The sequence below is a fragment of the Streptococcus oralis genome (assembly GCF_023109005.1).
Lineage (GTDB): Bacteria > Bacillota > Bacilli > Lactobacillales > Streptococcaceae > Streptococcus > Streptococcus oralis_BU.
Map to the genome: position 1 here is coordinate 264,375 of NZ_JALDTU010000001.1, position 23,797 is coordinate 288,171.

The 23,797-nt window shown below is 41.2% G+C and carries 19 protein-coding genes; 16 read left to right on the forward strand and 3 right to left on the reverse strand.

The features are described from left to right. Positions 1-3 precede the first annotated feature (3 nt). The 12 genes from M1F56_RS01305 (at position 4) to M1F56_RS01360 (ending at position 12,268) form a co-directional block, all read left to right on the forward strand. Positions 4-738: an ABC transporter permease gene (locus M1F56_RS01305; RefSeq protein WP_247916609.1), complete on the forward strand. Its 735-nt coding sequence runs from the start codon at positions 4-6 to the stop codon at positions 736-738. A 4-nt stretch (positions 739-742) separates the two neighbouring features. After that, entirely contained in the window at positions 743-1,840 is a 1,098-nt protein-coding gene (locus M1F56_RS01310) for a sensor histidine kinase (protein WP_247916610.1), read from the forward strand. Position 1,841: 1 nt separating this feature from the next. Further along, the gene (locus M1F56_RS01315; RefSeq protein WP_247916611.1) at positions 1,842-2,441 is read left to right on the forward strand and encodes a response regulator transcription factor; all 600 of its coding nucleotides are present in this window, start codon (positions 1,842-1,844) and stop codon (positions 2,439-2,441) included. Between the two features lie 318 nt (positions 2,442-2,759). Next, entirely contained in the window at positions 2,760-3,173 is a 414-nt protein-coding gene (gene rpsL, locus M1F56_RS01320; protein ID WP_001142332.1) for a 30S ribosomal protein S12, read from the forward strand. A 19-nt stretch (positions 3,174-3,192) separates the two neighbouring features. After that, positions 3,193-3,663, forward strand: coding sequence for a 30S ribosomal protein S7 (gene rpsG, locus M1F56_RS01325; RefSeq protein WP_000087873.1), 471 nt, complete (start codon positions 3,193-3,195; stop codon positions 3,661-3,663). Between the two features lie 279 nt (positions 3,664-3,942). After that, positions 3,943-6,024 carry an elongation factor G gene (gene fusA, locus M1F56_RS01330; RefSeq protein WP_247916612.1) on the forward strand — a complete coding sequence of 694 codons (2,082 nt, stop codon included), beginning with the start codon at positions 3,943-3,945 and terminating at the stop codon, positions 6,022-6,024. 330 nt (positions 6,025-6,354) lie between these two features. After that, positions 6,355-8,055: an acetolactate synthase large subunit gene (locus tag M1F56_RS01335; protein ID WP_247916613.1), complete on the forward strand. Its 1,701-nt coding sequence runs from the start codon at positions 6,355-6,357 to the stop codon at positions 8,053-8,055. Continuing rightward, positions 8,048-8,524 carry an acetolactate synthase small subunit gene (gene ilvN, locus M1F56_RS01340; protein WP_001253806.1) on the forward strand — a complete coding sequence of 159 codons (477 nt, stop codon included), beginning with the start codon at positions 8,048-8,050 and terminating at the stop codon, positions 8,522-8,524. Before M1F56_RS01335 ends, ilvN begins: the two co-directional genes overlap by 8 nt. 90 nt (positions 8,525-8,614) lie before the next feature. Beyond that, entirely contained in the window at positions 8,615-9,637 is a 1,023-nt protein-coding gene (ilvC, locus tag M1F56_RS01345) for a ketol-acid reductoisomerase (protein ID WP_000290683.1), read from the forward strand. Between the two features lie 79 nt (positions 9,638-9,716). After that, complete coding sequence (gene ilvA, locus M1F56_RS01350; protein WP_000947305.1) at positions 9,717-10,967, forward strand: threonine ammonia-lyase IlvA; 1,251 nt, start codon at positions 9,717-9,719, stop codon at positions 10,965-10,967. An 82-nt stretch (positions 10,968-11,049) separates the two neighbouring features. After that, the gene (locus M1F56_RS01355) at positions 11,050-11,946 is read left to right on the forward strand and encodes an SPFH domain-containing protein (protein ID WP_084875908.1); all 897 of its coding nucleotides are present in this window, start codon (positions 11,050-11,052) and stop codon (positions 11,944-11,946) included. A 106-nt stretch (positions 11,947-12,052) separates the two neighbouring features. Next, positions 12,053-12,268: a hypothetical protein gene (locus M1F56_RS01360; RefSeq protein WP_000241003.1), complete on the forward strand. Its 216-nt coding sequence runs from the start codon at positions 12,053-12,055 to the stop codon at positions 12,266-12,268. A gap of 92 nt (positions 12,269-12,360) precedes the next feature. Here M1F56_RS01360 and M1F56_RS01365 read toward each other — a convergent pair whose 3' ends face one another. Together M1F56_RS01365 and M1F56_RS01370 are read right to left on the reverse strand one after the other, a co-directional pair. Further along, complete coding sequence (locus tag M1F56_RS01365; RefSeq protein ID WP_000193353.1) at positions 12,361-13,101, reverse strand: amino acid ABC transporter ATP-binding protein; 741 nt, start codon at positions 13,099-13,101, stop codon at positions 12,361-12,363. Next, entirely contained in the window at positions 13,098-14,666 is a 1,569-nt protein-coding gene (locus tag M1F56_RS01370; protein ID WP_061598045.1) for an ABC transporter substrate-binding protein/permease, read from the reverse strand. The genes M1F56_RS01365 and M1F56_RS01370 overlap by 4 nt, the downstream gene beginning before the upstream one ends. A 134-nt stretch (positions 14,667-14,800) precedes the next feature. Between M1F56_RS01370 and M1F56_RS01375 the strand changes: the two genes are divergently transcribed. Then, on the forward strand, positions 14,801-16,690 hold the full coding sequence (locus tag M1F56_RS01375) for a DUF2207 family protein (RefSeq protein WP_247916614.1): 1,890 nt from the start codon (positions 14,801-14,803) through the stop codon (positions 16,688-16,690). A gap of 59 nt (positions 16,691-16,749) precedes the next feature. Next, on the forward strand, positions 16,750-17,595 hold the full coding sequence (locus M1F56_RS01380) for an undecaprenyl-diphosphate phosphatase (protein ID WP_061598043.1): 846 nt from the start codon (positions 16,750-16,752) through the stop codon (positions 17,593-17,595). A gap of 33 nt (positions 17,596-17,628) precedes the next feature. Here M1F56_RS01380 and dinB read toward each other — a convergent pair whose 3' ends face one another. Further along, a complete protein-coding gene (gene dinB, locus M1F56_RS01385; RefSeq protein WP_061598042.1) occupies positions 17,629-18,690 on the reverse strand; it encodes a DNA polymerase IV in 1,062 nt (353 codons plus the stop codon). Positions 18,691-18,927: 237 nt separating this feature from the next. Here dinB and pflB point away from each other — a divergent pair, with 237 nt between their 5' ends. Next, positions 18,928-21,243, forward strand: a complete 2,316-nt coding sequence (gene pflB, locus M1F56_RS01390; protein WP_247916615.1) for a formate C-acetyltransferase — start codon at positions 18,928-18,930, stop codon at positions 21,241-21,243. Between the two features lie 391 nt (positions 21,244-21,634). Next, a complete protein-coding gene (locus M1F56_RS01395) occupies positions 21,635-23,740 on the forward strand; it encodes an ATP-dependent Clp protease ATP-binding subunit (protein ID WP_247916616.1) in 2,106 nt (701 codons plus the stop codon). Positions 23,741-23,797 lie beyond the last annotated feature (57 nt).

The window sequence follows — 23,797 nt, forward strand, 5'->3', positions numbered from 1 at the left end:
ACGATGAAAAATATGACAAGTCTCATGAAAGTGGAAATCATTCTGATGAAACGGCAAGCAGTCTACTACTTGCTATCCATCGGACTTCCAAGTGTGTTTTACCTTATCTTTTCTGGTATGATGTTAGGGTCAGATATTCCAGAAATTGCTCTTCAAGCCTATCTTTTTGCCATGACGCTCTTTAGTATCATGTCGAGTGCCTTTTTCAGTATCCCTAGCACACTCGAGTCTGATAAGACAAACAACTGGCAAAAATTGATTCAACATTCTCCAGTATCTATGGTAGAATATTATGTATCAAAACTGTTCAGTACCCTACTGACTTTCTTGTTATCAATTATAGTTGTCTTTTCGGTTGGTCATTTTGTCCGTGGAGTGACTCTGCCCTGGCTTGACTGGTTGGTGATTGGAGTTATGTTGCTGGTCGGAAGTGTGGTCTTTATCAGCATGGGTGTCTTGGTGAGCTTGCTTCCCAGTGCTCAATTGATGACGGTTATTGGAAATATTGCCTATATTGCTTTGGCTGTCCTAGGTGGACTCTGGTTCCCTTTGAGTTCCTTCCCAGAATGGCTCCAATCCATTGGAAAACTGACTCCAACCTATCAACTGATGCAGGTCGTCTCTTCCTATTTGGAGCACCACGAGTTTAACATTCTTGCCGCCTTGGTTGTACTAGGTTATACAGTTTTCTTTGGTGTACTGGTAATCCAGCTGAAAAAACGGATTGAGGTAAAATAAATCTATGTTGGAAAAATTTAAAAACACTCATTATATGTTTCATATTTCATTAGTGTTTATCATCTTTCCTATAGCGGGTGTCATCAGTGGAGAGTACCCGCCTTTGACCTTGTTCTGGACATTATTATTTGTCCTAGCCTTTTATTCGATTTTATTAAGTCAAAACCGCACCGTGCAGTGGCTGGCTTGGTGGGTCATGATTGCCTACATTTTTTATACATCGGTTTGGCTGAATTCGGGTTTCACATGGTTTATCTTTTATTTATCTAATCTCCTCATTTATGAGCTTGACGAGATTTCTCTTCACTCTTGGCGTTTTGTCAGTTTTGTTGTCTTGCAGCCATTGATTTTAACCGGGATTTATATGGTCAATCATGTTAGTCCTTGGCAATTGCTCTTTTTCTTGGTGACCTTTGTCTTTTCTGATGCCTTTACCTTTGGTCTCTATCGAATTCGAGTGTCAGAGGAAATAAAAGAAGAAAAGAGAAAGCAAAATGCCAAGCTTAATCTTTTCTTGGCTGAAAACGAACGCAGTCGTATCGGTCAGGATCTTCATGACAGTCTAGGCCATACCTTTGCCATGTTGAGTGTGAAGACGGATCTTGCCCTCCAGCTTCTTCAAATGCAGGCCTATCCTCAAGTGGAAAAAGAGTTAAAAGAAATTCATCAGATTAGTAAAGAATCCATGAATGAAGTTCGTACCATCATTGAAAATCTTAAAACCAGAACACTTGCCTCCGAGTTTGTGACTGTTAAAAAAATGCTGGAAATTGCAGGAATTGAAACGGAAATCAATCACCAACTAGACACTGCTAGCCTTACTCAGGAATTAGAATCAACAGCCTCCATGATTTTGCTTGAATTAGTGACCAACATCATCAAACATGCCAAAGCATCGAAAGCTTACTTGAAATTAGAACGAACTGAGAAAGAACTCATTTTAACAGTGAGAGATGATGGCTGTGGCTTTGCTTCTCTAAAAGGAGATGAGCTCCATACCGTCCGCGATCGTGTCCTTCCATTTTCAGGAGAAGTAAAGGTAATCAGTCAGAAGCAGCCTACTGAAGTGCAGGTTCGACTACCTTATAAGGAGAGAAACTAAGATGAAACTACTTGTTGCAGAAGATCAAAGTATGTTGCGAGATGCTATGTGCCAGTTACTTACCTTTCAACCAGATGTAGAGTCTGTCCTACAAGCCAAGGATGGCCAAGAAGCAATCCAACTCTTAGAAAAGGAGTCCGTAGATATTGCCATTCTTGACGTAGAAATGCCTGTTAAGACAGGCCTCGAAGTCTTGGAGTGGATACGAGCAGAAAAGCTAGAAATAAAGGTGGTTGTGGTGACGATCTTCAAGCGCCCCGGTTATTTTGAACGTGCGGTCAAGGCTGGAGTGGATGCTTATGTCTTAAAAGAAAGAAGCATTGCAGATCTCATGCAAACCTTGCACACTGTTCTCGAAGGACGTAAGGAATATTCGCCTGAATTGATGGAAGTGGTGATGACGCATCCTAACCCGTTAACAGAACAAGAAATCGCAGTTTTAAAGGGAATCGCTCAGGGCTTGTCTAACCAAGAAATCGCAGATGAGCTTTATCTATCAAATGGAACCGTCCGAAACTATGTCACCAATATTCTTTCGAAACTAGATGCTGGTAATCGAACAGAGGCAGCCAACATCGCAAAAGAATCTGGTTGGCTTTGATAAGAAAGATAAAAAAACATCTCAAACGAATGATTAATTGAAGGAAATCCATACTAGAATGTAGGAGGCAGATTGCCTCCTTTTTTTGTTTAGAAAAGCGGTGAAAGCTAGTGTCAAAGAGTTAAAAGATCAGAATAAAAATGAAAAATATCTTGACAATGAAGGAAAAATTGTGTTACTATAATAGACGGTACTTTTTACTTTTGGTCTCTCAAAAGTGTACAGGGACGTGCTGACAAATGTTGCAAAAGTACACACAGATGATAGCTGTCACCAAGTGTATCATCACCAAAAATAAAAAAACACAGGAGAATGTAGATGCCTACAATTAACCAATTGGTTCGCAAACCGCGTAAATCAAAAGTAGAAAAATCTAAATCACCAGCTTTGAACGTTGGTTACAACAGTCATAAAAAAGTTCAAACAAACGTTTCTTCACCACAAAAACGTGGTGTTGCAACTCGTGTTGGGACAATGACACCTAAAAAACCTAACTCTGCCCTTCGTAAATTCGCTCGTGTACGTTTGAGCAACCTTATCGAAGTTACTGCCTACATCCCAGGTATCGGACACAACTTGCAAGAGCACAGCGTGGTGCTTCTTCGCGGTGGACGTGTAAAAGACCTTCCAGGGGTACGTTACCATATCGTCCGTGGTGCACTTGATACTGCAGGTGTTAACGATCGTAAACAAGGCCGTTCTAAATACGGTACTAAACGTCCAAAAGCATAAGGAAAGGGGATAAAGAGAAATGAGTCGTAAAAATAGAGCTCCAAAACGTGACGTATTGCCAGATCCGCTTTACAATTCACAACTAGTTACTCGTCTTATCAACCGCGTTATGCTTGACGGTAAACGTGGTACAGCTGCTTCAATCGTTTACGGTGCTTTTGAGCAAATCAAAGAAGCTACTGGAAACGATGCACTTGAAGTATTTGAAACAGCTATGGAAAACATCATGCCTGTACTTGAAGTACGTGCACGTCGTGTTGGTGGATCTAACTACCAAGTCCCAGTTGAAGTTCGTCCAGAACGTCGTACAACACTTGGACTTCGTTGGTTGGTAACAATCGCACGTCTTCGTGGTGAACACACAATGCAAGACCGTCTCGCCAAGGAAATCTTGGACGCTGCTAACAACACTGGTGCAGCAGTTAAGAAACGTGAAGACACTCACCGTATGGCTGAAGCTAACCGTGCCTTCGCACACTTCCGTTGGTAATAAAATGATACTAAGAGCGGCAAAGGCCCAAGGCAAAAATAGGAAACTGATGCAGTGTTCCGTGAACACAAAGCAGTTTATCTTTTTTGCACCGGGCCTCGCTCGAGTTCGAATCAGTTAACTTAAGCTTTTAGCCCGAGTTCAATTCAACTTGTCTACAAGTTGAAACCAACAAAAACAAGATAAACATTGAGAACGGGTAGGTCCTGCCTATCCGTTTTTATTAAAATCGTGTTATAATAGAATAGAAATCAAAAATAAATAGGAGAAACAAACCTCATGGCACGCGAATTTTCACTTGAAAAAACTCGTAATATCGGTATCATGGCTCACGTCGATGCCGGTAAAACAACAACTACTGAGCGTATTCTTTACTACACTGGTAAAATCCACAAAATCGGTGAAACTCACGAAGGTGCGTCACAAATGGACTGGATGGAGCAAGAGCAAGAACGTGGTATCACTATCACATCTGCTGCGACAACAGCTCAATGGAACAACCACCGCGTAAACATCATCGACACACCAGGGCACGTGGACTTCACAATTGAAGTACAACGTTCTCTTCGTGTATTGGACGGTGCGGTTACTGTTCTTGACTCACAATCAGGTGTTGAGCCTCAAACTGAAACAGTTTGGCGTCAAGCAACTGAGTACGGAGTTCCACGTATCGTATTTGCCAATAAAATGGACAAAGTCGGTGCTGACTTCCTTTACTCAGTAAGCACGCTTCACGACCGTCTTCAAGCAAACGCACACCCAATCCAATTGCCAATCGGTGCTGAAGATGATTTCCGTGGTATCATCGACTTGATCAAGATGAAAGCCGAAATCTATACAAACGACCTTGGTACAGATATCCTTGAAGAGGATATTCCAGCTGAATATCTTGAACAAGCACAAGAATACCGTGAAAAATTGATCGAAGCAGTTGCTGAAACTGATGAAGATTTGATGATGAAATACCTAGAAGGTGAAGAAATCACTAACGAAGAATTGAAAGCGGGTATCCGTAAAGCTACTATCAATGTTGAATTCTTCCCAGTATTGTGTGGTTCTGCCTTCAAAAACAAAGGGGTTCAATTGATGCTTGATGCGGTTATCGACTACCTTCCAAGCCCACTTGACATCCCAGCGATTAAAGGTGTTAACCCAGATACAGATGAAGAAGAAACTCGTCCAGCATCTGACGAAGAGCCATTCGCAGCTCTTGCCTTCAAGATCATGACTGACCCATTCGTAGGTCGTTTGACCTTCTTCCGTGTATACTCAGGTGTTCTTCAATCAGGTTCATACGTATTGAATACTTCTAAAGGTAAACGTGAACGTATCGGACGTATCCTTCAAATGCACGCTAACAGCCGTAAAGAAATCGACACGGTTTACTCAGGTGATATCGCTGCTGCCGTTGGTTTGAAAGATACGACAACTGGTGACTCATTGACTGATGAAAAAGCTAAAATCATCCTTGAATCAATCGACGTTCCAGAACCAGTTATCCAATTGATGGTTGAGCCAAAATCTAAAGCAGACCAAGACAAGATGGGTATTGCCCTTCAAAAATTGGCTGAAGAAGATCCAACATTCCGTGTTGAAACAAACGTTGAAACTGGTGAAACAGTTATCTCTGGTATGGGTGAGCTTCACCTTGACGTCCTTGTTGACCGTATGCGTCGTGAGTTTAAAGTTGAAGCGAACGTAGGTGCTCCTCAAGTATCTTACCGTGAAACATTCCGCGCTTCCACTCAAGCACGTGGATTCTTCAAACGTCAGTCTGGTGGTAAAGGTCAATTCGGTGATGTATGGATTGAATTTACTCCAAACGAAGAAGGTAAAGGATTCGAATTCGAAAACGCAATCGTCGGTGGTGTGGTTCCTCGTGAATTTATCCCAGCGGTTGAAAAAGGACTTGTAGAAGCAATGGCTAACGGTGTTCTTGCAGGTTACCCAATTGTTGACGTTAAAGCTAAACTTTACGATGGTTCATACCACGATGTCGACTCATCTGAAACTGCCTTCAAGATTGCTGCATCTCTTGCACTTAAAGAAGCTGCTAAGACTGCACAACCAGCTATCCTTGAACCAATGATGCTTGTAACAATCACTGTTCCAGAAGAAAACCTTGGTGATGTTATGGGTCACGTAACTGCTCGTCGTGGACGTGTAGATGGTATGGAAGCACACGGTAACAGCCAAATCGTTCGTGCTTACGTTCCACTTGCTGAAATGTTCGGTTATGCAACAGTTCTTCGTTCTGCATCTCAAGGACGTGGTACATTCATGATGGTATTTGACCACTATGAAGATGTACCTAAGTCAGTACAAGAAGAAATCATTAAGAAAAACAAAGGTGAAGAATAATCTGTCTTCGCAATAGAAGGAAGTCACTTAGTGGCTTCCTTTTTTATTACCTTTATTGCACGCATATTTGCTGAATATATTATGGAAATTTAGAAATTAAATGAAAATCTTGCCAACTTCCATCCCATGTACGAAGAAATTAGACTGATTTAATAAATGAAAGCAAGGAAAAGTTCCTTATTTTGATGATATGTTAATAAAAATGAGAAAAAGATTCATAAATACACTTTTAGATAGAAAATTCAGAAAATTGCTTCTTTTATCTTGAAAATTTTTGAAAAAATGGTATGATAGTAACAAGCTATTTTTAAGAGAAGAGAAAGGGGAACAATGGAGAAAATCAGTTTAGAATCTCCTAAGACGGGGTCGGATCTAGTTTTGGAAACACTTCGTGATTTAGGAATTGATACCATATTTGGCTATCCTGGTGGTGCAGTCTTACCTTTGTATGATGCGATATACAATTTTAAAGGCATTCGTCACATTTTAGGACGCCATGAGCAAGGTTGTTTGCACGAAGCTGAAGGATATGCCAAATCAACTGGAAAGTTGGGTGTTGCTGTCGTCACGAGTGGACCGGGAGCTACAAATGCTATTACAGGGATTGCAGATGCCATGAGCGATAGCGTTCCCCTTTTGGTCTTTACGGGTCAGGTGGCGCGAGCAGGGATTGGGAAGGATGCCTTTCAGGAGGCGGATATCGTGGGGATTACCATGCCAATCACTAAGTACAATTACCAAGTTCGTGAGACGGCAGATATTCCTCGCATCATTACGGAAGCTGTTCATATCGCAACGACAGGTCGTCCAGGGCCTGTCGTGATTGACCTACCAAAAGACGTATCTGCTTTAGAGACAGATTTCATCTATTCACCCGAAGTGAATTTGCCAAGCTATCAGCCGACTCTGGAGCCAAATGATATGCAAATCAAGAAGATCTTGAAGCAATTGTCAAAAGCCAAGAAACCTGTTTTATTAGCAGGTGGCGGGGTTAGTTATGCAGAAGCAGCTACAGAACTCAATGAGTTTGCTGAACGTTACCAAATTCCAGTCGTGACTAGTCTTTTAGGACAAGGTGCGATTGCGACGAGTCATCCGCTCTTTCTTGGAATGGGAGGCATGCACGGTTCTTTCGCGGCCAACATTGCCATGACGGAAGCCGACTTTATGATTAGTATTGGTTGCCGTTTCGATGACCGCTTGACTGGAAATCCTAAGACCTTTGCGAAGAATGCTAAGGTTGCCCACATTGATATTGACCCAGCTGAGATTGGCAAGATTATCAGTGCAGATATTCCTGTGGTGGGCGATGCTAAGAAAGCCTTGCAGATGCTACTAGCAGAACCAACTGTTCATAATAATACTGAAAAGTGGATTGAAAAAGTCACCAAGGACAAGAATCGAGTTCGTTCTTATGATAAGAAAGAACGTGTGGTTCAACCTCAAGCCGTTATTGAACGCATCGGTGAGTTGACGAATGGGGATGCCATTGTTGTAACTGACGTTGGTCAACACCAAATGTGGACGGCTCAGTATTATCCTTACCAAAATGAGCGTCAGTTAGTCACTTCAGGTGGTTTGGGTACCATGGGATTCGGAGTTCCCGCAGCTATCGGGGCTAAGATTGCCAATCCGGAAAAAGAAGTTATCCTTTTTGTCGGTGATGGTGGCTTCCAGATGACCAATCAGGAACTAGCTATTTTGAACATTTACAAGGTACCGATTAAGGTTGTCATGTTGAATAACCACTCCCTAGGAATGGTTCGTCAGTGGCAGGAATCCTTCTATGAGGGTAGAACTTCCGAGTCAGTCTTTGATACACTTCCTGATTTCCAGCTGATGGCACAGGCTTACGGCATCAAAAATTATAAATTTGATAATCCAGAGACGATAGAGAAGGATTTAGAAGTCATTCTGGAGGATGTGCCGATGTTTATCGAGGTGGATATTTCTCGTAAGGAACAGGTTTTACCGATGGTACCAGCTGGTAAGAGCAATCATGAGATGTTGGGGGTGAAGTTCCATGCGTAGAATGTTAACAGCAAAACTACAAAATCGTTCGGGAGTCCTCAATCGCTTTACAGGTGTCCTTTCTCGTCGTCAGGTCAACATTGAAAGTATTTCAGTTGGTGCGACAGAGAATCCTGATGTATCACGGATTACCATCATTATCGATGTAGCTTCACACGATGAAGTAGAGCAAATCATTAAACAACTGAATCGTCAGATTGATGTGATTCGCATTCGAGATATCACAGATAAGCCACACTTGGAAAGAGAAGTTATCTTGGTAAAAGTATCTGCTCCTGCTGAAAAGCGTGCAGAAATCTTGGCCATTATCCAACCTTTCCGTGCAACGGTAGTAGATGTGGCTCCAAGCTCCATCACTATTCAGATGACTGGAAATGCTGAAAAGAGTGAAGCTTTATTGCGAGTGATTCGACCATATGGTATCAAAAATATCGCTCGTACGGGTGCAACTGGATTTACCCGCGACTAATACTCTTTGATTTTTATTGAGTATAAAATCCAGCATAAATTTGTTAAACCAGCCTAAAAGGCAATAAATAATAGAAAAGAGAGACAAACTATGGCAGTTCAAATGGAATACGAAAAAGATGTTAAAGTAGCAGCGCTTGACGGTAAAAAAATCGCCGTAATCGGTTATGGTTCACAAGGACATGCGCATGCGCAAAACTTGCGTGATTCAGGTCGTGATGTCATCATCGGTGTGCGTCCAGGTAAATCTTTTGACAAAGCAAAAGAAGATGGTTTTGACACTTATACAGTGGCAGAAGCAACTAAATTGGCTGACGTTATCATGATCTTGGCACCAGACGAAATCCAACAAGAATTGTATGAAGCAGAAATTGCTCCAAACTTGGAAGCTGGAAATGCAGTTGGATTTGCCCATGGTTTCAACATCCACTTTGAATTTATCAAAGTTCCTGCAGATGTAGATGTCTTCATGTGTGCTCCTAAAGGGCCAGGACACTTGGTACGTCGTACTTACGAAGAAGGTTTTGGTGTTCCGGCTCTTTATGCAGTATACCAAGACGCTACAGGAAATGCGAAAAATATTGCTATGGACTGGTGTAAAGGTGTTGGGGCAGCTCGTGTTGGTTTGCTTGAAACAACTTACAAAGAAGAAACTGAAGAAGACTTATTTGGTGAACAAGCTGTACTTTGTGGTGGTTTGACTGCCCTTATCGAAGCAGGTTTTGAAGTCTTGACAGAAGCAGGCTATGCCCCAGAATTAGCTTACTTTGAAGTTCTTCACGAAATGAAATTGATCGTTGACTTGATCTACGAAGGTGGATTCAAAAAAATGCGTCAATCAATTTCAAACACTGCTGAATACGGTGACTATGTATCAGGTCCACGTGTGATTACTGAGCAAGTTAAAGAAAACATGAAAGCTGTCTTGGCAGATATCCAAAATGGTAAATTTGCAAATGACTTTGTAAATGACTACAAGGCTGGACGTCCAAAATTGACTGCTTACCGTGAACAAGCAGCTAACCTTGAAATTGAAAAAGTTGGTGCTGAATTGCGTAAAGCAATGCCATTCGTTGGTAAAAATGACGACGACGCATTCAAAATCTACAACTAATTCTTGTGAAGAAAAACAGAAGGCGAGTTGGGGGTACCTAACTCGCTTTTTATCTTAAACAGTATTTGAGGAGGAGACAATGCTAAGTGCAAAAGACGTGGTGAAAGCCCACAAAGTATTGAGTGGTGTAGTAGTCAATACTCCACTTGATTATGATCATTATTTATCAGAGAAGTATGGTGCTAAGATTTATTTGAAGAAGGAAAATGCCCAGCGTGTTCGTTCTTTTAAGATTCGCGGAGCCTATTATGCCATTTCTCAATTAACAAAAGAAGAACGTGAGCGTGGTGTAGTCTGTGCCTCTGCAGGAAATCACGCCCAAGGTGTCGCCTATACTTGTAATGAGATGAAAATTCCTGCAACCATCTTTATGCCCATCACAACACCTCAACAAAAGATTGGACAGGTCCGCTTTTTTGGTGGTGATTTTGTGACAATTAAGTTAGTTGGGGATACCTTTGATGCTTCTGCTAAGGCAGCACAAGAATTTACAGTTTCTGAAAACCGCACCTTCATTGATCCTTTTGATGATGCGCATGTTCAGGCTGGTCAAGGGACTGTAGCCTATGAAATTCTTGAAGAAGCCCGTAAAGAGTCTATTGATTTTGATACAGTACTTGTACCAGTAGGCGGTGGCGGATTGATTGCCGGTGTTTCTACTTATATTAAGGAAACCAACCCGACTATTGAAGTGATTGGGGTAGAAGCCAATGGAGCCCGCTCTATGAAAGCTGCCTTTGAGGCTGGGGGACCAGTTAAACTCAAAGAAATTGATAAGTTTGCTGATGGGATAGCTGTACAGAAAGTTGGACAATTAACCTATGAAGCGACCCGTCAGAATGTTGAAACGCTGATTGGGGTGGACGAGGGCTTGATTTCTGAAACCTTGATTGATCTTTATTCCAAACAAGGAATTGTAGCAGAACCAGCCGGGGCTGCTAGTGTTGCAGCCTTGGAAGTTTTATCAGACTATATCAAAGGCAAGACGATTTGTTGTATTATTTCTGGAGGAAATAACGATATCAACCGCATGCCAGAGATGGAAGAACGTGCCTTGATTTACGATGGAATCAAGCATTACTTTGTAGTGAATTTCCCACAGCGTCCAGGAGCTCTCCGAGAGTTTGTAAATGACATTTTGGGGCCAAATGATGACATCACTCGTTTTGAATATATCAAACGAGCAAGCAAGGGGACAGGCCCTGTATTGATTGGGATTGCTCTTGCCAATAAGCATGATTATGCTGGATTGATTCATCGTATGGAAAAGTTTGACCCGTCTTATATTAATTTGAATGGAAACGAAACATTGTATAACATGTTAGTTTAAACTAAAATAAAATTATTATCATATTATTTGCGTAATGATAACGATGGTGTTATAATGAGGGTGATGAAAGGGGGAGATTCCCATGGTTTTACAAATTTTACTTGTTTTATTGTTTTTAGTGGTGATTGCATCAGTGATTATGGTTAGTTCTGTGTATGTGGTTCGACAACAATCTGTCGCTATCATAGAACGCTTTGGTAAATACCAAAAGTTGAGCAATAGTGGTATTCATTTGCGGGCTCCTTTTGGGATTGATAGAATTGCAGCAAGAGTACAACTACGTTTGTTGCAGAGTGAAATCGTTGTAGAGACAAAGACGCAAGATAATGTATTTGTGACGATGAATGTAGCGACTCAGTATCGAGTAAATGAAAACAATGTCACAGATGCCTATTATAAATTGATGCGTCCAGAAGCCCAAATTAAATCCTATATTGAAGATGCTTTGCGTTCATCTGTACCAAAGCTAACCCTAGATGAGTTGTTTGAGAAGAAGGATGAAATCGCCTTAGAAGTTCAAAAACAAGTGGCTGAAGAAATGTCTACGTATGGGTATATCATTGTCAAAACGCTGATTACTAAAGTTGAACCTGATGCTGAAGTAAAACAATCAATGAATGAAATCAATGCAGCTCAACGTAAGAGAGTTGCAGCGCAAGAACTTGCTGAAGCAGATAAGATTAAGATCGTGACCGCGGCAGAAGCAGAAGCAGAAAAAGATCGCCTACATGGTGTAGGGATTGCAGAACAGCGTAAAGCGATTGTTGACGGACTGGCTGATTCTATCAAAGAGTTAAAGGGAGCTAATGTTGAGCTAACTGAAGAACAAATCATGTCTATCCTATTAACGAACCAGTATTTAGACACATTGAATAATTTTGCAGAAAAAGAAGGAAATAATACAATCTTCCTACCAGCAAATCCTAATGGAGTTGAAGATATAAGAACTCATATATTATCGGCTTTAAAAGCCAAATAAAAATATGCAGAATAATATAGTTGTGACGAATATATGTTTTTTTATTGACAGATAAAATAAAAACGTATACAATTAGGAATTGTAAAGAATAATTCAGGAGAAGAACATGGTTAAGTCAAACTTTGAAAAGGTAGAAGCAGTTGTTGGCTGGGTTCGTGATAAGAAGATCACAGGTTACCGTATCTCTAAAGAAACGAATGCGCGTGAAATGTCTATCATTGCCCTAGCGCAAGGACGCGCAAAAGTTAAAAATATTTCATTTGAAACAGCTCTTAGTTTAATCGATTTCTATGAAAAAAATCATGAAAAATTTGAAGATTGAACTGTGGTTACAGGCAGATTTCTGAATCGAGTCTGCCTTTCCTTTACAATTACAAACTAAAAAGACTGCATTCTGTATGCAGTCTTTATTTATTAATTGAGATAACGCTGAAGGAATTCTTTTGTCCGTTCTTCTTTAGGGTTCGTGAAGAGTTCTTCAGGTTTACCTTCTTCTGCAATGATTCCCTTGTCCATGAAGATGACACGATGGGAGACGTCGCGAGCAAATTCCATTTCGTGGGTTACAACAATCATGGTCAAGCCTTCTTGAGCTAGGTCCTGCATAATTTTGAGGACTTCTCCGACCATTTCGGGGTCAAGGGCAGATGTTGGTTCGTCGAAGAGAATGGCGTCAGGATTCATGGAGAGTGCACGAGCGATAGCTACACGTTGCTTTTGTCCACCTGAAAGTTGCTTCGGCTTGGCTTGCCAGTAACGTTCTCCCATACCAACTTTTTCAAGATTCTCTTTGGCAATTTTTTCAGCTTCAGAGTGGTCACGTTTGAGTACTGTCGTTTGGGCGACGATGGTATTTTCGAGGACATTCAGATTTTCAAAGAGATTGAAAGATTGGAAAACCATACCGAGCTTTTCACGATAATGGGTGAGGTTATAGCCTTTTTCCAGGACATTTTCTCCGCGATAGAGAATCTCTCCTCCTGTAGGTGTTTCTAGTAAATTAATCGAACGAAGGAAGGTTGATTTTCCGCTTCCCGAGCTTCCGATGATGGAAATAACCTCTCCTTTATGGACGGTGAGAGAAATGTCTTTTAGCACTTCATTTTGTCCATAGGATTTTTTTAGGTGTTTGATTTCAAGGATTGGTTGTGTCATTTTTTCAAATCCCCCGTTTGCATTTGGTTAGCACCTGTAGTGTAAGTGTCCATGTCCATATAGCGTTCGATAAAACGTAGGACACGGGTCACAGTGAAGGTGAGGACAAAGTAAATCACTGCAATGATGGTAAAGGTCTGGAAGTATTGATAGGTTTGAGTCGCTACAGTATTTCCTGAGAAATAAAGCTCGACAACTGAAATAACGTTCAATACAGAGGTATCTTTGATATTGATGACAAACTCATTACCAGTAGCAGGTAGAATATTACGGACAACCTGAGGAAGGACAATCTTACGCATGGTTTGATTGTGGGTCATACCAAGAGCAGTTGCAGCTTCGAACTGTCCCTTGTCAACTGCTAGAATACCACCACGAACGATTTCTGTCATGTAGGCACCCGTGTTGATTGAGACGATAAAGATAGCAGCCAGTGTCCGGTCGAGATTGATACCGAAAGCTTGAGCAGTCCCATAGTAGATAACCATGGATTGAACAATCATCGGTGTACCACGGAAGATTTCAATATAGACATTGAGAATCCAACCGACTAGTTTTTGTAGGCCGTAAATGGCTTTGTTTTCAGAGAGAGGAGCCGTACGGAAGACACCAATGGCAAGACCGATAATGAGACCTACGATAGTTCCGATGATTGAGATTAAAAGAGTGACCCCTGCACCACGCAAGAGCTGTTGCCAGTTTTCAGAAAGAATTTTAGCAACTTGGCTGAAGAAATTACTGCTACTTTCTTCAGTTGCTGTGGCTTCGGCAGGTTGCTCCTGAATCATACGATCCATCAGTGCAACTTGTTCATCTTTGGAGATGGTTTCAATACTAGCATTAATTTGGCTGATACGACTGTCATCTTTACGAAGTCCAATGGCAATAGCAGTATCTTCTTCTCCAGTCTTGAAACCTGGTTCTACTTGGACCATCTGAAACTTAGAGTTAGCGGCTTCGGCAGTCAGTGCTTCAGGGCGTTCCGAAACATAGGCATCAATAACACCAGCCTCAAGAGCTTGGCGCATTTGGGCAAAGTCGCCCATAGCTGTTTCTTTCTTGACACCAGGGATTTGGGAAATCAAATCATAAAGGTAAACACCTTGTTGAGAAGTGATTTTTGCTCCGCTAAAGTCCTCTAAAGATTTGGCATTGGCATAGGCAGAGTCTTTTTTGACCAATAGAACTGGCTCGCTAGTATAGTAACTGCTTGAAAAAGCAATTTCTTGTTTGCGTTCAGCGGTTGGGCTCATACCGGCAATGATCATATCGATTTTGCCAGAAGTAAGGGCTGGAACAAGTCCTTCCCACTTGGTTTTCACGACCAAAGGTTCCTTACCCAGATCTTTGGCAATCTTTTTAGCGATTTGAACATCATAGCCGTTGGCATATTGGTTGGTACCGTCGATTTTGACAGCACCATTACTATCATCGTCTTGGGTCCAGTTGAAGGGAGCGTAAGCTGCCTCCATTCCGATGCGTAAATATTCGTCGGCTTGGACTTGGCTAGCTAGTCCTAATGTAAGGGCTAGGCTAGCAAGAATAGATAAGCATAATTTTTTCATGTTTTCTCCTATTTCTAGTCTAAAAAATGACTTCTCTCTATTGTATCTAAAAATGGTGAGATTTTCAATACGAATAAGCCTTTACTTATAAAAAATGATATAATGATAGCAAAGATAAAAAGGGGGATTGTGTTGTGAAAAAGACTTTTTTCGTGCTTTTATTTAGCTTGTTTTGTATTTTACCACTCTCTGTTTTTGCGGTTGATTTTAAGATTCGCTCTTATCAAGGTGATTTGTATATTCATGCAGATAATACGGCAGAATTTAGGGAGAAAGTAGTCTATTATTTTGATGAAGACTTTAATGGACAACTAGTAGGACTTGGCCGTTCTGGTAAGATGCCAAAGGGCTTTGAAATAGATCCCAGTCCGAAGGTTCAGGTATGGAAAAATGCTAGCGCCATTGAGAATGTCAATAGTGAAGTGATAGAAGAATCGGAAGGTTATACTGTAAAAGTGTATAATCCAGGCCAAGAAGGGGATACCGTTGAAGTGGTAATCACATGGCAACTAAAAAACCTCCTATTTCTATATGATGATATCGCGGAACTTAATTGGCAACCCTTGACAGATAGTTCAGAACCTATCGAAAATTTTGCGTTTCGGGTAACAGGCTTTAATGGAGCTGAAAAACTTTTCTTTCATACAGGGAAACTCTTTACAGAGGGCAAGGTAGAGAAGACAGGTGGTGATTATCGTGTTCATTTGCAGAACCTACCTCGTCAGCGTGGGGTTGAATTGCATGCCTATTGGCCTAGAAAAGATTTTGGAACTGATTTGGATCAGGGATTGAAGGGCAATCGTTTAGCAGAATTTGAAAAAATAGAGGAGTCCATTGTTGCTGAAAAAGCTCAAAGCAAAGCTCTGGTTACGTGGGTTATCCCTTTTCTACTCTCGCTTTCTTTAGTCTTTAGTGTCATTTTCTATCGCATTTACCGAAGAAAAACCTCCCCATCGAAGAAACATGCTAAAAATCACCGTCTCTACGAACCGCCAATGGACTTAGAACCGATGGTTTTATCGGAATCTGTTTACTCCACTTCTTTAGAGGAAGTCAGCCCCTTGACCAAGGGAGGAGGGAAGTTCACCTTTGACCAACTCGTTCAGGCAACCTTGTTGGATGTGATTGACCGTGGAAATGTTTCAATCATCTCAAATGGAGATGAGGTCCGTCTAAAAGTCGTAAAAGAAAAAGGATTAGCCAGTTTTGAAAAGGATTGCCTTAATTTGGCCTTTTCAGGAAGAGAAGAAGTGCTTGTTTCAGATTTGTTTGCAGATTACCAAGTGTCAACTAGTCTTTACCAAGGTGCAAAAGCAGCTGATGAAAAACGAATTCAGAAAACAGGACGTAAACTTAAGTCGTCTTTTGAGCAAGCTCTGAAGCAGATGCAGGATGGAGTGAGAAAGCGGGTTTCCTCTTTGCAACTTCCAGATTATTATCGTCCACTGAGTAATGGCGAAAAAATCTTGCGATTGACGATAGGTGTCTCTACGCTTCTACCTGCTTTCGTTGGTTTTGGCTGGTTCTTGTACAGTTTGGATGCTCACGGGTATTTTTCCCTGCCACTTCCTATCCTTGGGTTTGTGAGCTTGATGTTAGCTGTCGTCTATTATTGGACAACCCGATTTGATACTCGTGATGGTGTTTTAAACGAAGAAGGACTAGAAGCGTACTATCTCTGGACTAGTTTTGAAAACATGCTTCGCGATATCGCCCATCTAGACAAGGCAGAATTAGAGAGTATTGTTCTTTGGAATCGCCTCCTTGTCTATGCTACTTTATTTGGTTATGCGGACAAGGTGAGTCATTTGATGAAATCTTATCAGATTCAAGTTGAGAATCCAGATATCAATCTTTATGTAGCTTATGGCTGGCACAGCATGTTTTATCATTCAACTGCTCAAATGAGTCACTATGCTAGTATTGCAAACACAGCAAGTACCTACTCCGTATCTTCTGGAAGTGGTTCTTCAGGTGGAGGATTCTCAGGAGGCGGAGGCGGTGGTAGCATCGGTGCCTTCTAAAAAACCTATCGCAGAATCCGAAATTATGCTATAATAGAGGACAGAAAAAGGAGTAATACATGTATCTTATTGAAATTTTGAAGTCGATCTTTTTTGGGATTGTTGAAGGAATTACAGAATGGTTGCCCATTTCAAGTACGGGTCACTTGATCTTGGTTGAAGAATTTGTACAATACAAGGACCAAAATGAAGCCTTCATGTCCATGTTTAATGTTGTCATTCAGCTCGGTGCTATCTTAGCGGTTATGGTGATTTACTTTAACAAGCTCAATCCCTTCAAACCTGGTAAAAATAAGGTGGAAGTCCGTCGAACTTGGCAATTGTGGTCAAAAGTCCTCGTTGCGACCTTGCCTTTATTGTTAGTCTTTAAGCTGGATGATTGGTTTGACACTCATTTTCATAATATGGTATCAGTTGCTATTATGTTGATTATCTATGGGGTTGCCTTTATCTATCTCGAAAAACGAAATAAGGCGCAAGCCATTGAACCAATAGTAACAGAGCTAGACAAGTTGCCTTATAAAACAGCTCTTTACATCGGACTCTTCCAAGTCCTCGCCCTCTTCCCAGGAACGAGCCGTTCTGGTGCAACTATCGTTGGTGGTTTGTTAAATGGAACGAGTCGCTCTGTCGTAACAGAGTTTACCTTCTATCTCGGAATTCCTGTTATGTTTGGGGCTAGTGCTTTAAAGATTTTCAAATTTATAAAAGCAGGTCAACTCTTGAGTTTTGGACAACTGTTCTTGCTTTTGGTTGCTATGGGAGTAGCCTTCGCGGTCAGCATGGTTGCTATTCGCTTCTTGACTGGCTATGTGAAGAAGCACGACTTTACCCTCTTTGGTAAATACCGTATCGTACTCGGTAGTGTCTTGTTGCTCTATAGTTTTGTGCGTTTATTTGTATAAGAAAAAGCTTGAGGGAATCTTCCTTCAAGCTTTTTAAAATCCTGTTACTGTGACTCCTAGCAAACGAATGCCTTTTTCTTTTTCAGCTAGTTCTTCGTAGAGTTGAAGGGCAGTTTGAGAAATCTGACTAGTATCCTGTGTTGCTTGTGGGAGGCTTTTTCGTCTAGTTAGAGTAGAGAAGTCAGCATATCGTATTTTTAGGATAATGATTTTTCCAGCTTTGCCTTGTTGGCTAAGATTGTGAGCTACCTTTTCTGAGAGAAGAGTCAGCTCTTTTTTGATGTCTTCTTCTACTTGCAGGATTTTTCCGTAGGTTTTTTCCTTGCCAATGGACTTGCGAATACGATTGGCCTTGACCGGTGAATTATGAATGCCCCTAGCCTTTCGATAAAGATCAAAACCGAGTCTGCCAAACCGATCGATTAAAGTGACTTCAGAAACAGCCAATAAGTCTTCACCAGTATAAATGCTCATTTCATGAAGGCGTTCAACTGTTTTTTTGCCCACACCGTGAAATTTAGCAATGTCCATTTGTTTGAGAAAATCCTCAGCCTGATCTGGGAGGATGACTGTCAAACCATGTGGCTTTTGATAGTCACTAGCCATTTTAGCTAAAAATTTGTTATAAGAGACGCCTGCAGAAGCAGTCAGATGTAGCTCCTGCCAGATATCTTGTTGGATGAGACGGGCTATTTTGACAGCTGACTTGATACCGAGTTTATTTTCCGTTACATCCAAGTATGCCTCGTCAATACTCATAGGTTCAATCAAATCAGTGTAGCGTTTAAAAATAGCACGAATCTCAAGTCCCACAGTCTTATACTTTTCATAATTTCCTGAGATAAAGATAGCTTGGGGACAGCGCTCATAAGCTTCTTTAGAGCTCATGGCTGAATGAACACCAAAAGCTCGCGCCTCATAGCTACAGGTAGAAACGACACCACGTCCACCTGTTTGTCTGGGGTCACTCCCGATGATGACAGGTTTGCCCTTTAACTTAGGATTATCTCTGATTTCCACCGCAGCAAAAAAGGCATCCATGTCGATATGGATGATTTTTCTAGACAAATCATTAATCAATGGAAATATGAGCATTTAGCTTCCTTTCTAGCCGTATTTTCTTTCTCATTATACCGTTTTTTCTGAAAAAATGGAAAAGAGTAGTCTAACTTTCAAAAATATAATACAGATAATATCAAAAAACAGCCTGTATTATAAAAGAAAGCGCTAAAAAGGCTGTTTTCTCCTTGTTGAAATCGGTTACTGTGTGGTATACTTGATTTATGAATGTAACAGATAGTTGTTACTAGAAAGAAAAATGAGGACATTAACATGGTTGTTAAGACAGTTGTTGAAGCGCAAGATATTTTTGATAAAGCTTGGGAAGGCTTCAAAGGCGTAGATTGGAAAGAAAAAGCAAGTATTTCTCGCTTCGTTCAAGCTAACTACACACCTTACGATGGAGATGAAAGTTTCCTTGCTGGCCCAACAGAACGTTCGCTTCACATCAAAAAAATCGTAGAAGAAACAAAAGCACACTACGAAGAAACTCGTTTCCCAATGGACACTCGTCCAACATCTATTGCTGATATTCCTGCTGGATTTATCGACAAAGAAAACGAATTGATCTTCGGTATCCAAAACGATGAACTCTTCAAATTGAATTTCATGCCAAAAGGTGGTATCCGTATGGCTGAAACTACTTTGAAAGAAAATGGATACGAACCAGATCCAGCTGTTCATGAAATCTTCACAAAATACGTAACAACAGTTAACGACGGTATCTTCCGTGCCTACACTTCAAACATCCGTCGTGCTCGTCACGCTCACACTGTAACTGGCCTTCCAGATGCTTACTCACGTGGACGTATCATCGGTGTTTACGCACGTCTTGCTCTTTACGGTGCAGACTACTTGATGCAAGAAAAAGTAAACGACTGGAATGCAATTAAAGAAATTGATGAAGAAACAATCCGTCTTCGCGAAGAAGTAAACCTTCAATACCAAGCATTGCAACAAGTTGTTCGCTTGGGTGACCTTTACGGGGTTGATGTTCGCAAACCAGCGATGAACGTTAAAGAAGCAATCCAATGGGTTAACATCGCTTTCATGGCTGTCTGCCGTGTGATTAATGGTGCCGCTACATCTTTAGGTCGTGTGCCAATCGTGCTTGACATCTTTGCAGAACGTGACCTTGCTCGTGGTACATTTACTGAATCAGAAATCCAAGAGTTCGTTGATGATTTCGTTATGAAACTTCGTACAGTTAAATTTGCTCGTACAAAAGCTTATGACCAATTGTACTCAGGTGACCCAACATTCATCACAACTTCTATGGCTGGTATGGGTAACGACGGTCGTCACCGTGTTACTAAGATGGACTACCGTTTCTTGAACACTCTTGACAATATCGGTAACTCTCCAGAGCCAAACTTGACAGTTCTTTGGACTGACAAATTGCCATACAACTTCCGTCGCTACTGTATGCACATGAGCCACAAACACTCTTCTATCCAATACGAAGGTGTAACAACAATGGCTAAAGACGGATACGGAGAAATGAGCTGTATCTCATGCTGTGTGTCACCACTTGACCCAGAAAACGAAGATCAACGCCACAACATCCAGTACTTCGGTGCTCGTGTAAACGTTTTGAAAGCTCTTCTTACTGGTTTGAACGGTGGTTACGACGATGTTCACAAAGACTACAAAGTATTTGACATCGATCCTATTCGTGACGAAGTTCTTGAATTCGAATCAGTTAAAGCGAACTTTGAAAAATCTCTTGACTGGTTGACTGACACTTACGTAGACGCTTTGAACATCATCCACTACATGACTGACAAGTACAACTACGAAGCTGTTCAAATGGCCTTCTTGCCAACTAAACAACGTGCTAACATGGGATTCGGTATCTGTGGATTTGCTAACACAGTTGATACATTGTCAGCTATCAAGTACGCTACAGTTAAACCAATCCGTGACGAGGATGGCTACATCTACGATTACGAAACAATCGGTGAATACCCACGTTGGGGTGAAGATGACCCACGTTCAAACGAATTGGCAGAATGGTTGATCGAAGCTTACACAACTCGTCTACGTAGCCACAAACTCTACAAGAACGCAGAAGCTACAGTATCACTTTTGACCATCACATCTAACGTTGCTTACTCTAAACAAACTGGTAACTCACCAGTCCACAAAGGTGTATACCTCAACGAAGATGGTTCTGTGAACTTGTCTAAACTTGAATTCTTCTCACCAGGTGCTAACCCATCTAACAAAGCTAAAGGTGGATGGTTGCAAAACTTGAACTCACTTGCTAGCCTTGACTTTGGTTACGCAGCTGATGGTATCTCATTGACAACTCAAGTTTCACCTCGTGCTCTTGGTAAAACTCGTGACGAACAAGTGGATAACTTAGTAACAATCCTTGATGGTTACTTCGAAAACGGTGGACAACACTGTAACTTGAACGTAATGGACTTGAAAGATGTTTATGACAAGATTATGAATGGCGAAGATGTCATCGTACGTATCTCTGGATACTGTGTAAACACTAAATACCTCACACCAGAACAAAAAACTGAATTGACACAACGTGTCTTCCACGAAGTTCTTTCAATGGATGATGCATTGAGCTAAGATTTTAAATTAAATAGAAAAGGCCAGTTGGAAACGACTGGCTTTTTGCGTCCTTGAAAAATTTTTAAAAATAGTCAAATTTGGTCAAAAAGTTATTGACTTTTACTGACTAAAGTGATATAGTAGAAACATAAGGAAAATGAATTCCTTAAAAAGCTCATTTTCAACGAATTAGTCTTTGAGAATGAGGTATAGAATCCCGAGAAAGGGGTGAGGCCTATGTTGAATCTAACAGAATTTGAAAAGAAGATTATAAAAGGCTTATTTAAAAAAGAAAAACCAGAAATTATACGTAGAGTAGCGATTTAGCTAGTCTAAATTTTTTAAAAAAAGGTCAAAGATAGTCAATATCAGAGATCGCATATAATTAAGAATAAACGAGGTAAAGAATATGAACAACAACTTTAATAACTTTAACAACATGGATGATTTATTTAACCAATTGATGGGTGGTATGCGAGGATACAGTTCTGAAAACCGTCGCTACTTGATTAATGGACGTGAAGTGACACCTGAGGAATTTGCTCACTATCGTGCAACTGGTCAATTGTCAGGAAATGCAGAAGTTGATGGACAAATGCAACAACAAGCTTCAGGTATGAAACAAGACGGTGTCCTTGCTAAACTAGGTCGTAACTTGACCGCAGAAGCTCGTGAGGGCAAGTTGGATCCTGTTATCGGACGAAACAAGGAAATTCAAGAAACATCTGAAATCCTCTCACGTCGTACGAAAAATAATCCTGTTCTGGTCGGAGATGCAGGTGTTGGTAAGACAGCCGTTGTCGAAGGCTTAGCACAAGCTATTGTGAATGGAGATGTTCCAGCTGCCATCAAGAATAAGGAAATTATTTCTATTGATATCTCAGGTCTTGAAGCTGGTACTCAATACCGTGGCAGCTTTGAAGAAAACGTTCAAAACCTAGTCAATGAAGTGAAAGAAGCAGGGAATATTATCCTCTTCTTTGATGAAATTCACCAAATCCTTGGTGCTGGTTCAATCGGTGGAGACAGTGGTTCTAAAGGTCTTGCAGATATTCTCAAGCCAGCTCTCTCTCGTGGTGAATTGACCGTTATTGGAGCGACAACTCAAGACGAATACCGTAACACCATCTTGAAAAATGCAGCTCTTGCTCGTCGTTTCAACGAAGTGAAGGTCAATGCTCCTTCAGCAGAGGATACCTTTAAAATCCTTCAAGGGATTCGTGACCTCTATCAACAACACCACAATGTCATCTTGCCAGACGAAGTCTTGAAAGCAGCAGTGGATTATTCTGTCCAATACATTCCTCAACGCAGCTTGCCAGATAAGGCTATTGACCTTGTCGATGTAACGGCAGCTCACTTGGCAGCTCAACATCCAGTAACAGATGTTCATGCTGTCGAACGGGAAATCGAGGCAGAAAAGGACAAGCAAGAAAAAGCAGTTGAGGCAGAAGATTTCGAAGCAGCTCTTAATGCTAAAACACGCATTGCAGAATTAGAAAAGAAAATCGAAAACCACACAGAAGATATGAAGGTGACTGCGAGTGTCAACGATGTGGCTGAATCTGTAGAACGTATGACTGGTATTCCGGTATCACAAATGGGAGCATCAGACATCGAACGTTTGAAAGATATGACTCATCGTTTGGAACACAAGGTTATCGGCCAAGATAAGGCAGTAGAAGCAGTGGCTCGTGCTATCCGTCGTAACCGTGCAGGATTTGATGAAGGCAATCGCCCAATCGGTAGCTTCCTCTTTGTAGGGCCTACTGGGGTTGGGAAGACCGAGCTTGCTAAGCAATTGGCGCTCGATATGTTTGGAACCAAGGATGCGATCATCCGCTTGGATATGTCTGAATACAGTGACCGCACAGCCGTTTCTAAGTTAATCGGTACAACAGCAGGTTATGTGGGTTATGATGACAATAGCAATACCTTGACAGAACGTGTTCGTCGCAATCCTTACTCTATCATTCTCTTGGACGAAATTGAAAAGGCTGATCCTCAAGTCATTACCCTTCTCCTCCAAGTCTTGGATGACGGCCGTTTAACTGATGGTCAAGGAAATACCGTGAACTTCAAAAACACTGTCATTATCGCAACATCAAATGCTGGATTTGGCTATGAAGCTAACTTGACGGAAGATGCAGACAAACCAGAATTGATGGATCGTTTGAAACCATACTTCCGTCCAGAATTCCTCAATCGCTTTAATGCAGTTATCGAGTTCTCACACTTGAATAAGGAAGACCTTTCTAAGATTGTGGACTTGATGTTGGCTGAAGTCAACCAAACCTTGGCTAAGAAAGGAATCGACCTTGAAGTTAGCCAAGCAGCTAAGGACTTTATCACAGAAGAAGGCTATGACGAAGTTATGGGTGTTCGTCCTCTCCGTCGCGTGGTTGAACAACAAATTCGTGATAAGGTGACAGACTTCCACTTGGATCATCTAGATGCCAAACATCTGGAAGCAGATATGGAAGATGGCGTTTTGGTCATTCGTGAAAAAGCCTAACTCGCGATTTTGAGAATAAAAAAAGAAGGAACTAGCTAAAAAGCTGGTTCCTTTTGT

What these genes read in the sequence shown, in the direction of transcription:
- M1F56_RS01305 (WP_247916609.1), top strand. Translation starts at nt 4, where the DNA reads ATGAAAAATATGACAAGTCTCATGAAAGTGGAAATCATTCTGATGAAA.
- M1F56_RS01310 (WP_247916610.1), top strand. Translation starts at nt 743, where the DNA reads ATGTTGGAAAAATTTAAAAACACTCATTATATGTTTCATATTTCATTA.
- M1F56_RS01315 (WP_247916611.1), top strand. Translation starts at nt 1,842, where the DNA reads ATGAAACTACTTGTTGCAGAAGATCAAAGTATGTTGCGAGATGCTATG.
- rpsL (WP_001142332.1), top strand. Translation starts at nt 2,760, where the DNA reads ATGCCTACAATTAACCAATTGGTTCGCAAACCGCGTAAATCAAAAGTA.
- rpsG (WP_000087873.1), top strand. Translation starts at nt 3,193, where the DNA reads ATGAGTCGTAAAAATAGAGCTCCAAAACGTGACGTATTGCCAGATCCG.
- fusA (WP_247916612.1), top strand. Translation starts at nt 3,943, where the DNA reads ATGGCACGCGAATTTTCACTTGAAAAAACTCGTAATATCGGTATCATG.
- M1F56_RS01335 (WP_247916613.1), top strand. Translation starts at nt 6,355, where the DNA reads ATGGAGAAAATCAGTTTAGAATCTCCTAAGACGGGGTCGGATCTAGTT.
- ilvN (WP_001253806.1), top strand. Translation starts at nt 8,048, where the DNA reads ATGCGTAGAATGTTAACAGCAAAACTACAAAATCGTTCGGGAGTCCTC.
- ilvC (WP_000290683.1), top strand. Translation starts at nt 8,615, where the DNA reads ATGGCAGTTCAAATGGAATACGAAAAAGATGTTAAAGTAGCAGCGCTT.
- ilvA (WP_000947305.1), top strand. Translation starts at nt 9,717, where the DNA reads ATGCTAAGTGCAAAAGACGTGGTGAAAGCCCACAAAGTATTGAGTGGT.
- M1F56_RS01355 (WP_084875908.1), top strand. Translation starts at nt 11,050, where the DNA reads ATGGTTTTACAAATTTTACTTGTTTTATTGTTTTTAGTGGTGATTGCA.
- M1F56_RS01360 (WP_000241003.1), top strand. Translation starts at nt 12,053, where the DNA reads ATGGTTAAGTCAAACTTTGAAAAGGTAGAAGCAGTTGTTGGCTGGGTT.
- M1F56_RS01365 (WP_000193353.1), bottom strand. Translation starts at nt 13,101, where the DNA reads ATGACACAACCAATCCTTGAAATCAAACACCTAAAAAAATCCTATGGA.
- M1F56_RS01370 (WP_061598045.1), bottom strand. Translation starts at nt 14,666, where the DNA reads ATGAAAAAATTATGCTTATCTATTCTTGCTAGCCTAGCCCTTACATTA.
- M1F56_RS01380 (WP_061598043.1), top strand. Translation starts at nt 16,750, where the DNA reads ATGTATCTTATTGAAATTTTGAAGTCGATCTTTTTTGGGATTGTTGAA.
- dinB (WP_061598042.1), bottom strand. Translation starts at nt 18,690, where the DNA reads ATGCTCATATTTCCATTGATTAATGATTTGTCTAGAAAAATCATCCAT.
- pflB (WP_247916615.1), top strand. Translation starts at nt 18,928, where the DNA reads ATGGTTGTTAAGACAGTTGTTGAAGCGCAAGATATTTTTGATAAAGCT.
- M1F56_RS01395 (WP_247916616.1), top strand. Translation starts at nt 21,635, where the DNA reads ATGAACAACAACTTTAATAACTTTAACAACATGGATGATTTATTTAAC.